9 protein-coding genes are annotated in these 12506 nt (G+C 70.5%); 5 read left to right on the top strand and 4 right to left on the bottom strand.

What is annotated here, in order from left to right; all coding sequences use genetic code 11:
- Positions 1-68: 68 nt before the first annotated feature.
- Both QWY76_RS15530 and QWY76_RS15525 read right to left on the bottom strand, forming a co-directional pair.
- Positions 69-1388 (bottom strand): glycine cleavage T C-terminal barrel domain-containing protein, encoded by a 1320-nt coding sequence (locus QWY76_RS15530; RefSeq protein WP_290312206.1) that lies wholly within the window; start codon positions 1386-1388, stop codon positions 69-71.
- A gap of 241 nt (positions 1389-1629) precedes the next feature.
- Positions 1630-2442, bottom strand: coding sequence for an acyl-CoA thioesterase (locus QWY76_RS15525; RefSeq protein ID WP_290312204.1), 813 nt, complete (start codon positions 2440-2442; stop codon positions 1630-1632).
- A 91-nt stretch (positions 2443-2533) separates the two neighbouring features.
- Between QWY76_RS15525 and tadA the strand changes: the two genes are divergently transcribed.
- Positions 2534-3016: a tRNA adenosine(34) deaminase TadA gene (gene tadA / locus QWY76_RS15520; RefSeq protein ID WP_290312202.1), complete on the top strand. Its 483-nt coding sequence runs from the start codon at positions 2534-2536 to the stop codon at positions 3014-3016.
- Positions 3017-3048: 32 nt separating this feature from the next.
- Here tadA and mltF read toward each other — a convergent pair whose 3' ends face one another.
- On the bottom strand, positions 3049-4512 hold the full coding sequence (mltF, locus tag QWY76_RS15515; protein WP_290312201.1) for a membrane-bound lytic murein transglycosylase MltF: 1464 nt from the start codon (positions 4510-4512) through the stop codon (positions 3049-3051).
- Positions 4513-4669: 157 nt separating this feature from the next.
- Here mltF and purL point away from each other — a divergent pair, with 157 nt between their 5' ends.
- Entirely contained in the window at positions 4670-8590 is a 3921-nt protein-coding gene (gene purL / locus QWY76_RS15510; RefSeq protein WP_290312200.1) for a phosphoribosylformylglycinamidine synthase, read from the top strand.
- 75 nt (positions 8591-8665) lie between these two features.
- Here purL and QWY76_RS15505 read toward each other — a convergent pair whose 3' ends face one another.
- The gene (locus QWY76_RS15505) at positions 8666-8878 is read right to left on the bottom strand and encodes a hypothetical protein (RefSeq protein ID WP_290312199.1); all 213 of its coding nucleotides are present in this window, start codon (positions 8876-8878) and stop codon (positions 8666-8668) included.
- 226 nt (positions 8879-9104) lie between these two features.
- Between QWY76_RS15505 and QWY76_RS15500 the strand changes: the two genes are divergently transcribed.
- The 3 genes from QWY76_RS15500 to radD all read left to right on the top strand — a co-directional run bounded on the left by QWY76_RS15500 (position 9105) and on the right by radD (position 12379).
- A complete protein-coding gene (locus tag QWY76_RS15500; protein WP_290312198.1) occupies positions 9105-9620 on the top strand; it encodes an AmiS/UreI family transporter in 516 nt (171 codons plus the stop codon).
- A 106-nt stretch (positions 9621-9726) separates the two neighbouring features.
- Complete coding sequence (locus tag QWY76_RS15495; RefSeq protein ID WP_290312197.1) at positions 9727-10518, top strand: crotonase/enoyl-CoA hydratase family protein; 792 nt, start codon at positions 9727-9729, stop codon at positions 10516-10518.
- 52 nt (positions 10519-10570) lie between these two features.
- On the top strand, positions 10571-12379 hold the full coding sequence (gene radD / locus QWY76_RS15490; protein WP_290312196.1) for a DNA repair helicase RadD: 1809 nt from the start codon (positions 10571-10573) through the stop codon (positions 12377-12379).
- The last annotated feature ends 127 nt before the right edge of the window (positions 12380-12506 follow it).

Here is a 12506-nt window from a genome sequence, read left to right as displayed (position 1 = left end):
GCCGTGCATCATACGATCACCACGCCGGCCTGCCAAGCGCGCCCGGGGCCAGGCCCCGGGCGCGGTGCTCAGAAGGCGTGGTCGCGGCCCGCGGCCTTGGCCCGCTCCCGGGAGCTGGGGTTCACCGAGGCGCGGAAGGGCATCTCGCAGACCACGGCATCGACCGGTTTCCCGGGAATGTCGAGGAACTCGTCGGGCAACCAGGCCACCAGGGCGGTACCGAGCGCCGCCGCGGCCACCGGCACATAGGCCATGGCGATGTTGGTGCCGAGCTCCGGACAGTACCAGGGCGAGGTGATCCAGCCGCAGGCGTCGCCATCGGCGTCGTGGCCGACCAGCCAGAAATCCGGGGCATAGTCCTCGATCGGTCGGCCGCCGAGCTTGAGGCCGACCAGCTGGTGGGTGAACGGCGGCGTGCCCTGGCTGACCAGCTCGCGGGTCCGCTCCAGGGCGTCGCGGCCGATGTAGTCGGCTTCCTTGGCCTTGGGCACCATGTGCCCCAGGTTGCACTGGAAGGGATTGGTCTCGTGATCCAGGTCCTGGCCGTAGGAGAGGATGCCGGCGGCGATGCGGCGGTGGTGGGCCGGGGCGATCACCTTGAGATCGTACTTCTCCCCCTTGTCGAGGATGGCGTTCCAGATGGTCTCGGCATGCAGCGTGGAGTCGTAGGCGTAGACCTCGTAGCCCTTCTCGCCGGAGAAGCCGGTCTGGGAGATGAGCACCTCGGCCCCCTCGATGGTGGCCGCCATCAGGCCGTAGTAGGGCACCTCGCGCACCCCCTCGCCGACCAGGTCGGCGATCAGGTCCTCGGACTTGGGGCCCTGGACCTGCAACGGCGAGACATCGATCTCGTCGATGGTGACGTCGTAGCGCAGGCCGTGGTTGATGCCCTTGAACCAGTACGCCAGGTCCGAGTCGCTGATGGTGAACCAGAACTCGTCATCCGCGACGCGCAGCATCACCGGGTCGTTGAGTACATGGCCCTGCTCGTCGCAGAGCACCACATAGCGGCCCATCATCGTCGGCACCCGGGTCACGTCGCGGGTGCAGACGTAGTTGCAGAAGGCCTCGGCGTCGGGTCCCTTGACGCGGATCGGCCGCTCGACGGCGACATTCCACAGGGTCACGTCATTGACCAGGGCGCGATATTCCTCCATGGCTCCGCCGTCCTCGGGCCGCACATAGGCCCGCGGATGGTACATGCGGTTGTAGACGGTGGCCTTCCAGCACCCGGCCTCGACCGAGAGGTGCCAGTAGGGGGACTTGCGCACGCGATTGGAGATCAGCATCTGGATGCCGGGGTCGCCGCTCTGGCGCAGGTTGACCGGTACCAGGCGGTCGCCCTGATCGATGGACTGCTGGAAGTTCACGTTGGCTTGCTTGGACATGGCTCGGCACTCCTCGCCCGTTCATATGCCTGAGGGCGGAATCGTGGGAGGCGAGAGGGCGGTCATGTCGAGACCGTCGCCGAGTCACCCACGACTCTGACCCGCACGGGCGGACGCCCGGAGACGCCCGCGAGGCGACGACCGCGCCCTGGAGGTCGTCGCTACTCTCAAGGTAGGTAGGCCCTTGGCGGGCAACGTTCCCGCGGCGACGCCGGGATTCCCCGGCACGACACGCAGGGCGTCAGTCGCGCAGTCGGGTCAGGCCCTCCTGGGCGCTGGAGGCGACGAGCCGGCCGTGTCGGTCGTAGATGCTGCCCCGGCTGAAGGCGCGGGCACCGCCGGCCCAGGGACTGTCCATGTCGTAGAGCAGCCAGTCGTTGACCTTGACGTCGTGGTGGAACCACAGGGCGTGATCGAGGCTGGCGATCTGCAGCGAGGGGTCACCGAAGCGGATGCCGTGGGGCACCAGGGCGGTGGTCAGCAGGTTGAAGTCGGAACTGTAGGCGAGCAGGTAGCGGTGCAGTGCCGGGTCGTCGGGCAACTCGCCGGCCAGCCGGAACCACAGCCGCTTGCGCGCCGGCTGACCGGCCTCGGCCGCCTCGTCCAGGGGCAGGAACTCGATGGGGTGGCCCGGGAAGCGGGTCACCCGGCCGGGATCCGGGGCCACGCGCTCGGGGGCGGTCACCTCGGGCATCTGGGGCTGATGGGCGAGGCTCGTCTCCTCGCCGTGGAAGGAGGCGCTGCAGAAGAAGATCGGCCGGCCCTTCTGGATGGCGGTGACCCGGCGGGTGGTGAAGCTGGCGCCGTCGCGCACGGCATCGACCTGGTAGACCACCGGTCGACTGGCGTCGCCGGGGCGCAGGAAGTAGCCGTGCAGGGAGTGTACCCGCCGCGAGGCATCCACGGTGTGGGTCGCGGCGGAGAGCGCCTGGCCCAGCACCTGGCCGCCGAACAGCTGGGGCAGGCCGAGGTCCTGGCTGCGACCGCGGAACAGGTTCTCTTCCAGGGGTTCGAGACCGAGCAGGTCCACCAGGGCGTTCAGGGCGTCGGGCATTCCGGGTATCCTCCAGGGGCCATGACGTCCGGGCGAGGCCGCGGCGTCATACACACGTTTCATGTCGGTCAGTCTACGGGAGTCCAAGGCGATGCGCAGCGACGAGTTCTACATGCACCGGGCCCTGGAGCAGGCACGCCTGGCCGAGGAGGCCGGGGAGGTGCCGGTGGGGGCGGTGGTGGTGGACGCCGACGGGGCCATCGTGGGTGCGGGGTACAATGCCCCGGTGTCCGGGCATGACCCCAGCGCCCATGCCGAGGTCCGCGCGCTGCGCGATGCCGGGGCCCGTGTCGGCAACTACCGCCTCGACGGCTGCACGCTGTTCGTGACCCTGGAACCCTGCCTGATGTGCACCGGGGCGATCATCCACGCCCGCCTGGCCCGGGTCGTCTACGGGGCCGCCGAGCCCCGCAGCGGCATGGTCGAGTCGAAGGCCAATCTCTTCGCCCAGCCCTGGTACAACCATCGGGTCGAGGTGGTCGGCGGGGTGCTGGCCAGCCGGGTGGCCCGCCAGCTCAAGGCCTTCTTCGCCGCGCGGCGTGACGGCCGGGCCGCCGGCGCGGGGGATGACTGACGGCGGCGGGCCCGGCGGGAGGCCCCGCTGGTTCAACTGCTCGGTGGCACCAGGTCGAAGATCCCGCTCTCGGCCTCCTCGGGGAGCCGGGCATTGAGCTGGTGGAACTGCTGCTGGCTGCGGTACACGTAGGCGAGGATCTCGTAGTAGCGGCGAACGTTGCGGACATAGATGACCGGTTCGCCCCCCCGCGCATAGCCGTGGCGGGTCTTGCTGAACCATTCGCGCTCCTGGAGCAACGGCAGGGCGTCGCGCACGTCCGCCCAGGCGTCGGGGTCGCCGCCGCGCCCCTCGGCGAGGCGTCGCGCGTCGTAGAGGTGGCCGAGACCGACGTTGTAGGCGGCCAGCGCCATGAACAGCCGGTCCTCGCCGGTGATCGACTCGGGCAGGCGGTCCTTCAGTTCGCGCAGGTAGCGCGCCCCGCCGTCGATGCTCTGGGCCGGGTCGAGGCGGTTGTCGACGTCCATCTCCGCGGCGGTGGCGTTGGTCAGCATCATCAGGCCGCGCACGCCGGTCGGTGAGGTGGCGCGGGGCCGCCAGTGGGATTCCTGGTAGCCCACCGCGGCGAGCAGCTTCCAGTCGAAGCCGGAGCCCCGTGCCGCCTCGCGGAACAGCTCGGCGTAGTCCGGCAGGCGGGCATGGACATGGCCGATGAAGGTGCGGGCGCCGACGTACTCCAGGTAGTTGTCGCGGCCGAAGTAGCGGGTCTCGAGGCGCTCGAGCAGGCCGCTGCCCTGGAGCTGGTCGAGGAAGCGGTTGGCCTCGCGGACCAGCCCAAGCCCCTGGCCGGCGGGAAAGGCCCAGGCCAGGGACAGCGGCTTGCCGAGCCGGAAGCCATCCTCCACTTCGGGAAAGAACAGGCGGTTGAGGCGGAACTGGTGCTCGAAGACCACGGCGGCATCCAGGCGGCCGTTGGCCACCTGGCCCAGCAGAGCCGCCACTTCCATGTTGGCGGACTCCTTCCAGCCCAGGCGGGGATGCTCGGCCTGCAGCTCACGCATCACCAGGTCGGTCCCGGTGCCGCTGAGGGTGCCGATCTCCAGTCCCGCCAGGTCGTCGATGCCCTGCGGCGGCGGCAGTCCGCGGCGATAGACCAGCAGCGGCTGCAGCGGCATGATCGGCCGGCTGAACAGCAGGCCCGGCTGGGTCGGGTCCAGCGGCAGGGCGGCGGCCCCCAGGTCCCCCTCCTCGCGTACCGCCTGCAGGACGCCGGCGATATTGTGGTCGGCATCGAGGGTCAGGCTGACGTCCAGGTGGTCGGCGAAGCGACGCATCAGCTCGTACTCGAAGCCGGTGGGGCCCTCGCGTCCCTCGTAGTAGGTGGTGGGGGTGTTGCGGGTCTGGATGCTCAGGAAGTCCCGCTCGCGCACGGCCTCCAGGTGCGGCCCCGGCGCGCGGTCCGGCGGTTCGGGGACCAGGCCGAGCAGCAGCACGGCGCACAGCGTCAGGTAGCCTCGCCGGTGGCGGCGGAGGTGGGAGAACAGGGATGCGGGCATGGGCGCGGTGGGCAGCGACGGGAGGCTCCACCTTACCCAGCCGCCGGTCGGCTGTCATCCACGGCGATTTCTCGCGACCGGTGCTTTCCAGTATCATGTGCGCTCGTTGCCGCCGGCCGCGGCCCCGTCATTCCGCTTGTTTCAGAGGCCCCAGGATATGCTCGAACTGCGTGGTGCGCCCGCCTTATCCGCTTTCCGTCATGCCAAGCTGCTGGCCGCCCTGCGTGCCGCCGTTCCCGAGGTCGAGGCAGTCACCGCCGACTATCTGCACTTCGTCGACCACGAGGGCGACCTGGCCGGCGAGGACCGGCGCCTGCTCGAGCGGTTGCTGGACTATGGCCCGGCCCGGGACGAGGACGCCGTTCCCGGCGAGGGCCGGCTGTTCCTGGTGGTGCCGCGTATCGGCACCCAGTCGCCCTGGTCCTCCAAGGCCACCGATATCGCGCACAACTGCGGCCTGACCCAGGTGCAGCGCCTGGAACGGGGCATCGCCTACCGGGTGAGCTTCGCCGGCACCCTGTCCGAGGCGGCCTTCGAGACCGTCACCGCGCTGCTCCATGATCGCATGACCGAGACGGTGCTGTTCGACGCCTCGGATGCCGCGCGGCTGTTCGTCCATCACCAGCCGGCGCCGCTCGGCCAGGTGGATATCCTCGCCGGCGGCCGCGCCGCCCTGGAGACCGCCAACGTCGCGCTGGGCCTGGCGCTCGCCGAGGACGAGATCGACTACCTGTGCGAGGCCTTCCAGGGGCTCGAGCGCAATCCCTCGGATGTCGAGCTGATGATGTTCGCCCAGGCCAACTCCGAGCATTGCCGCCACAAGATCTTCAACGCCGACTGGGTGGTGGACGGCGAGGCCCAGCCACGCTCGCTGTTCAAGATGATCAAGAACACCTACGAGGCCTCGCCGGACGACATCCTCTCCGCCTACAGCGACAACGCCGCGGTGATTCGCGGCAGCCAGGCCGGGCGCTTCTTCGCCGCGCCGCTGACCGGCGGCGTCGAGAAGGCCGTCTACGGCACCCACCAGGAGCCGGTGAACATCCTGATGAAGGTGGAGACCCACAACCACCCCACGGCCATCGCCCCGCACCCCGGGGCGGCCACCGGGGCCGGCGGCGAGATCCGCGACGAGGGCGCCACCGGCATCGGCGGCAAGCCCAAGGCGGGCCTGACCGGCTTCACCGTCTCCAACCTGCGCATCCCCGAGTTCGTCCAGCCCTGGGAGGCCTTCGACTACGGCAAGCCCGAGCGCATCGTCAGCGCCCTGGAGATCATGCTGGAGGGGCCCATCGGTGGCGCCGCCTTCAACAACGAGTTCGGTCGTCCCAACCTGGCCGGCTACTTCCGCAGCTACGAGCAGGAGGCCCTGGGCGGTGAGGGCATCGAGCGGCGCGGTTACCACAAGCCGATCATGCTGGCCGGCGGCTACGGCAACATCCGCGAGGAGCACGTCGAGAAGGGCGAGATTCCCGTCGGCGGCAAGCTGATCGTGATGGGCGGCCCGGCCATGCTGATCGGCCTCGGTGGCGGGGCGGCCTCCTCGATGGCCTCCGGCACGTCCAGCGCCGACCTCGACTTCGCCTCGGTGCAGCGCGACAACCCCGAGATCGAGCGCCGCGTCCAGGAGGTCATCGACCGCTGCTGGGCGCTGGGTGGCGACAACCCGATCCGCTTCATCCACGACGTGGGCGCCGGTGGCCTCTCCAACGCCCTGCCGGAGCTGGTCAAGGACGGCGAGCGCGGCGGGCGCTTCGAGCTGCGCGAGGTGCCCAACGCCGAGCCGGGCATGAGCCCGCTGGAGATCTGGTGCAACGAGGCCCAGGAGCGCTACGTGCTCGCCGTGGCCCCCGAGGACCTGGCGACCTTCGATGCCCTGTGCCGGCGCGAGCGCTGCCCCTACGCGGTGGTCGGCGAGGCCACCGAGGCCCACCACCTGGAGGTCCGCGACGGCCACTTCGCGACCAAGCCGGTGGACCTGCCGATGAGCGTGCTGTTCGGCAAGCCGCCCAAGATGCAGCGCGAGTTCACCCGCGAGCGCCGTGAGCTGCCCGGCGTGATGCTCGACAACCTGGACCTGCGCGAGGCCATGGACCGGGTGCTGCGCCTGCCCACGGTGGCCTCCAAGAACTTCCTGATCACCATCGGCGACCGCTCCATCACCGGCCAGGTGGCCCGCGACCAGATGGTCGGCCCCTGGCAGGTGCCGGTGGCCGACGTGGCGGTGACCACGGCGACCTTCGATACCCATGCCGGCGAGGCCATGGCCATGGGCGAGCGGCCGCCGGTGGCGCTGATCGATCCCGCGGCCAGCGCCCGGCTGGCGGTGGCCGAGACCATCACCAACCTGGCCGCCGCGCCGATCGCCAAGCTCGGCGACATCAAGCTCTCCGCCAACTGGATGAGCGCGGCCAGCCATCCCGGCGAGAACCAGGCGCTGTATGACGCCGTGCATGCCGTGGGCATGGAGCTGTGCCCGGCACTGGGCATCGCGGTACCGGTGGGCAAGGACTCCATGTCCATGCGCACCGCCTGGGAAGAGGACGGCGAGGAGAAGAGCGTCACCGCGCCGCTGTCGCTGGTGACCACCGGCTTCGCCCCGGTCACCGATGCCATGCGCACCCTGACCCCGCAGATCAACCTGGAGCAGGACGAGTCCGACCTGATCCTGGTCGACCTGGGCGGCGGCCGCAATCGCCTCGGTGGCTCGGCGCTGGCCCAGGTGTATGGCCAGGTGGGCGACGCCTGCCCGGACCTGGATGATCCGGAGGACCTCAAGGCCTTCTTCTCGGTGATCCAGGGCCTCAACGCCGACGGCAAGCTGCTGGCCTACCACGACCGCAGCGACGGCGGCCTGCTGGTCACCCTGCTGGAGATGGCCTTCGCCGCCCATGCCGGCCTCGAGATCAAGCTCGACTGGCTGATCGACGAGCCCACCGAGGCCTTCAACGCGTTGTTCGCCGAGGAGCTGGGGGCGGTCATCCAGGTCTCGCGGGAGTACACCGAGGAGGTGCTGGCGCAGTTCGCCGCGGCGGGCCTCGAGACCTGCGGCGTGATCGCCCGGCCGCGCTACGACGACCAGGTGCGGGTGACCCTGTTCGAGGAGCCGCTGCTCGAGACCACCCGGCTGCTGGCCCAGCGCACCTGGACGGAGACCAGCTACCGCATGCAGGCGCTGCGCGACAACGCCGACTGCGCCAAGAGCGAGTTCGACGGCCTGCTCGACAGCCGCGATCCCGGCCTCTCGGCGGTACCGACCTTCGACGTCGACGAGGATATCGCCGCGCCCTTCGTCAACACCGCCCGGCCCGCGGTGGCCGTGCTGCGCGAGCAGGGCGTCAACGGCCACCTGGAGATGGCCTGGGCCTTCGACCATGCCGGCTTCGAGGCGGTGGATGTGCACATGAGCGACATCCTCGAGGGGCGCGTGTCCCTGGAGGACTACAAGGGCCTGGTGGCCTGCGGCGGCTTCTCCTACGGCGACGTCCTGGGCGCCGGCGGCGGCTGGGCTAAGTCGGTGCTGTTCAATGCGCGGGCCCGGGAGCAGTTCGCCGGCTTCTTCACCCGCGACGACAGCTTCTCCCTGGGGGTCTGCAACGGCTGCCAGATGCTCGCCCAGCTCAAGGAATTGATCCCCGGCGCCGAGGCCTGGCCGCGCTTCGTGCGCAACGAGTCGGAGCAGTTCGAGGCCCGGGTGGCCATGGTGCGGGTGGAAGAGAGCCCGTCGATCCTGCTTTCCGGCATGGAGGGCTCGCGGCTGCCGATCGCCGTGGCCCACGGCGAGGGGCGCGCCGAGTTCCGCGACAGCGCCCATCTGCGCGGCATGCAGGGCTCGAGCCAGGTGGCGATGCGCTACGTCGACAACTATGGCCAGGTCACCACCCGCTATCCGGCCAACCCCAATGGCTCGCCGTCGGGGATCACCGGCCTGACCACCCCGGACGGCCGGGTCACCATCATGATGCCGCACCCGGAGCGCGTGGTACGGGCGGTGACCAACTCCTGGCGGCCGGCCGAGTGGACCCGCGACGGTGCCTGGATGCGCCTGTTCCGCAACGCCCGGCGCTGGCTGGGCTGAGCCTGCGCGCCAGCCGACACGCCGACGCCCGGGCCATGGCCCGGGCGTCGGCGTGTTCGGCAGGGGATAACAGGGTCAGGAGGCGCCGTCGCCGCTGGGCGCTTCTCGCTTGAGTTGCGCCTCCAGGTCATCGAGAAGGTGACGGAACTGTGCCTGGAAGTAGTCGTGACGGCCGAAGTCGTGGCCGCAGTCGTCGCAGTAGACGTGGTACTGGTCCTCGCGGCCGGGCGGAAATCGCTTCGTCCGGCCACCGCACTTGGGGCATTCGGGGCGGGTCTTCGCTTTCATATGCGCCTCTCCTGTTTCAGCGATGGACGACCGAGTCATCCCTGTGTCCTCTTTAGGTATCATGGCTGAGGATGCCAAGGTCAAGGACGCACCCTGAACGCTGGCGTCACGGTAATGTAGTGGAAAATATTTCCATATAGTCTTGCCTCCTGGCCTCGCCCCCTCTATAAGAGCGCTTCGGGGCCCCGGCATGGGGGCGGGGCCCCTCCTGACGGAGGCGACAAGGATGCACGAGGGACTGAGCCTGCTCTACGTGGGGGCGGTGCTGGTGCTCAACGGCCTGTGGCTGCTGGGACGCATCGAGGATCGCGAGATCCAGGTGATCAACTTCTTCGTCGGCGGGGTGAGCCTGGCCGTGGCCGCCCATGCCGCCTTCGGCCCCGGGGCCGATGCGGCCAGCGTGCGGACCGCGGCGATGACCCTGCTGTTCGCCTTCACCTACCTGTGGGTGGCGATCAACCGGCGCAACGGCAGCTCCGGCCATGGCCTGGGCTACTTCTGCCTGTTCGTCGCGCTCACCGCCCTGCCCACCGGCGTGCTGCAACTGGCCGTGGCGGAGGGACTCTGGGCGTGGTGGTCGGGCGCCAACTGGCTGGCCTGGTCGCTGCTGTGGTTCGGTTTCCACCTGATGCTCTGCCATCGGCCCCGGCTGCAGCCGCTGATGGCGCGGACCTCGCTCGTCCAGGGCCTGGTGACCGCCTGGCTGCCGGGCTACCTGCTGCTGCAGGGGCTGCTGGGCTAGGCGGGGTGCCACGCCACCGACCCCGAGATGCTGGCAAACAGTTGTTTGAAATCGTGGTGCGTCCGGGCCACACTCGGCGGGAGCAGCCCATGAGGGAGGAGGGAACATGGCATGGCGTTTTGCCGAGCGGGTGACGCTCACCGTCACGGCCCACGTGGCCGAGGTGTGCCTGGCACGCCCTGACCATCACAACGGCCTGGACTGGGCGATGATCGACGGCCTGCTCGAGGCGCAGCAGCAGCTGACCCGCCTGGATGGCCTGCGGGCCGTGGTGCTGCGCGGCGAGGGCGAGAGCTTCTGCGCCGGGCTCGACATGGCGGCGATCCTGGCCGCCCCCGAGCGGCTGCCGTCGCTGCTCGCGGCCGGGGCCGACGGGCGCAATCCGGTCCAGCGCCTGGCCCTGGGCTGGCGGGACGCCGGTGTCCCGGTGATCGCCGCCCTGCACGGCCATGTCTACGGGGGTGGCCTGCAGATCGCCCTCGGCGCCGACCTGCGGGTGGCGCACCCCGAGACCCGCCTGGCGCTGCTGGAGATCGACTGGGGGATCATGCCGGACATGGGACTCAGCGTCAGTGCTGCCGGGCTGCGCCCGGACGTGCTGCGTGAGCTGGCCTGGACGGGACGCAAGGTGGCGGGGGCGGAGGCACTCTCGCTCGGGCTGGTCACCCGGCTGGCGCCGGATCCCGCCGGGCAGGCCATGGCCCTGGCCACCACCATCGCCGCCCGCTCGCCTCGCGCGGTGGCCGCCATAGGTGAGCTGCTGGAGCGGGCACCGAGCCTGTCGCCACCCGAGCGCCTGGCCCTGGAGGCCAGGCTGCAGGGCAGCCTGCTCGGCGGGGAGGAGCAGCGTGAGGCGGTCGACGCCCGGCTGGCCGGGCGGCCCCCGCGCTTCCCCTGACGCCGTCCACGACAGCCGGTAAGATGGCGCTCCCATGCCTCGAGGTGCCGCCATGACCGAGACCACCGCGCCCACCCTGCGTCCCTATCAGCGCCAGGCGGTGACCCGTGTGGTCGAGCACTTCCGCGCCACCGACGACCCCGCGGTGGTGGTGCTGCCCACCGGCAGCGGCAAGTCGCTGGTGATCGCCGAGCTGGCGCGCCTGGCCCGGGGCCGGGTGCTGGTGCTGGCCCATGTGCGCGAGCTGGTCGAGCAGAACCATGCCAAGTACCTGGCCTACGGGCTCGAGGCCGACATCTTCAGCGCCGGCCTGGGACGCAAGGAGGCCGGGCGGCAGGTGGTGTTCGGCTCGGTGCAGTCGGTGGTGCGAAATCTCGAGCGCTTCGACGCGTCGCCCGAATGGCATCGCGGCTTCACCCTGCTGGTGATCGACGAGTGCCACCGGGTCTCGCTGGAGGAGGACTCGAGCTATCAACGGGTCATCGCCCACCTGCGGGCCCACAACCCCCGCCTGAAGATCCTCGGGCTGACCGCGACCCCCTACCGGCTGGGGCAGGGCTTCCTCTACCACCGGCATTACCATGGCATGGTGCGCGGCGGCGAGGACTGCTTCTTCCGCGACTGCGTCTTCGAGCAGCCACTGCGCCTGATGGTCAAGCAGGGCTACCTGGCCGAGCCCCGGCACGTCGATGCGGCGGTGGAGCGCTACGACTTCTCGGGGCTGGCGCCAGGCAGCGGCGGGCTCTTCCAGGAGGCGGCGCTGAACCGGGTGGTGGCCGGCCATCGCGCGACCCCGTCGATCATCGAGGAAGTGGTCGCGCGCGGCGCCGAGCGAGCCGGGGTGATGCTCTTCGCCGCCAGCGTGGCCCACGCCGAGGAGATCCTCGGCTACCTGCCGGACGGCGAGGCGGCGCTGATCACCGGGGCCACGCCCTCGGCCGAGCGGCAGGCGTTGATCGAGGCCTTCAAGGCCCGCGAGCTCAAGTACCTGGTGAATGTGGCGGTGCTCACCACCGGCTTCGATGCGCCCCATGTGGACCTGATCGCCATCCTGCGGCCCACCGAGTCGGTGGGCCTCTACCAGCAGATCGTCGGTCGTGGCCTGCGCCTCGCCCCCGGCAAGACCGATTGCCTGGTCCTCGACTATGCCGGCAACCCCTGGGACCTCTATGCCCCCGAGGTGGGCAGCCCGCGCCCGGCCGCCGACACCGAGCCGGTCCAGGTCGCGTGTCCCCAGTGCGGCCATGCCAACCTGTTCTGGGGGCGGCGCGACGGCGATCTGGTCATCGAGCACTTCGGGCGCCGCTGTCAGGGCCTGGTGGAGGAGGTCGACGGTCGTGGCGCGGCGCCGGGCGCCGGTAAACCGCGCCAGTGCGACTTCCGCTATCGCTTCAAGGTCTGCGAGGCGTGCGGCGCCGAGAACGACACCGCCGCCCGGCGCTGCAACGGCTGCGAGGCGCTGCTGGTGGATGCCGACGACAAGCTGCGCGAGGCACTCCGGCTGCGCGACGCCCGGGTGCTGCGCGTCTCGGGCATGGCGCTCGAGGCCACCGTCAACGGCCGTGGGCTGCCCCGGCTCAGGGTCGTCTACCATGACGAGGACGGCGCGACCCTCAGCGAGTGGTTCGCCCTGGAGACCCCGGCCCAGCGCGGTGCCTTCGCCGCGGTCTTCCTGCGCGACCACCTCCGGGCGCCGGGCGACCGCTGGTCACCCGCCAGCCCCGAGGAGGTCGTCCGCGAAGAGCGCCGGCTGCGGGCGCCGGACTTCGTCATCGGCCGCAAGGTGGGGCGGCACTGGCAGGTGCGGCGCAAGCTCTTCGACTACACCGGCCGCCATCGGCTCGCCGCCGACGCGGGGTGACAGGATGCCGGGCGAAGGGGCGGGCAAGGCCTGCCGCCGGCCCCGTCCCTGCCCTGGATGGCCCGGGACGCGAGCGCCGTGGCTTACCCTGGGCCGCGGCCCTTGGTAGACTGTCCGGTCGATCATT

The organism is Halomonas maura (genome assembly GCF_030409305.1).
Classification (GTDB): Bacteria; Pseudomonadota; Gammaproteobacteria; order Pseudomonadales; family Halomonadaceae; genus Halomonas; species Halomonas maura.
The sequence above is the reverse complement of the archived record's forward strand: the minus strand, read 5'-3'. Positions and strand labels throughout refer to the sequence as shown.

Excerpts from the sequence above, each read along its gene's own strand:
- mltF (WP_290312201.1), bottom strand. The coding sequence starts at position 4,512 with ATGCCCGCATCCCTGTTCTCCCACCTCCGCCGCCACCGGCGAGGCTAC.
- purL (WP_290312200.1), top strand. The coding sequence starts at position 4,670 with ATGCTCGAACTGCGTGGTGCGCCCGCCTTATCCGCTTTCCGTCATGCC.
- QWY76_RS15505 (WP_290312199.1), bottom strand. The coding sequence starts at position 8,878 with ATGAAAGCGAAGACCCGCCCCGAATGCCCCAAGTGCGGTGGCCGGACG.
- tadA (WP_290312202.1), top strand. The coding sequence starts at position 2,534 with ATGCGCAGCGACGAGTTCTACATGCACCGGGCCCTGGAGCAGGCACGC.
- radD (WP_290312196.1), top strand. The coding sequence starts at position 10,571 with ATGACCGAGACCACCGCGCCCACCCTGCGTCCCTATCAGCGCCAGGCG.
- QWY76_RS15500 (WP_290312198.1), top strand. The coding sequence starts at position 9,105 with ATGCACGAGGGACTGAGCCTGCTCTACGTGGGGGCGGTGCTGGTGCTC.
- QWY76_RS15495 (WP_290312197.1), top strand. The coding sequence starts at position 9,727 with ATGGCATGGCGTTTTGCCGAGCGGGTGACGCTCACCGTCACGGCCCAC.
- QWY76_RS15525 (WP_290312204.1), bottom strand. The coding sequence starts at position 2,442 with ATGCCCGACGCCCTGAACGCCCTGGTGGACCTGCTCGGTCTCGAACCC.
- QWY76_RS15530 (WP_290312206.1), bottom strand. The coding sequence starts at position 1,388 with ATGTCCAAGCAAGCCAACGTGAACTTCCAGCAGTCCATCGATCAGGGC.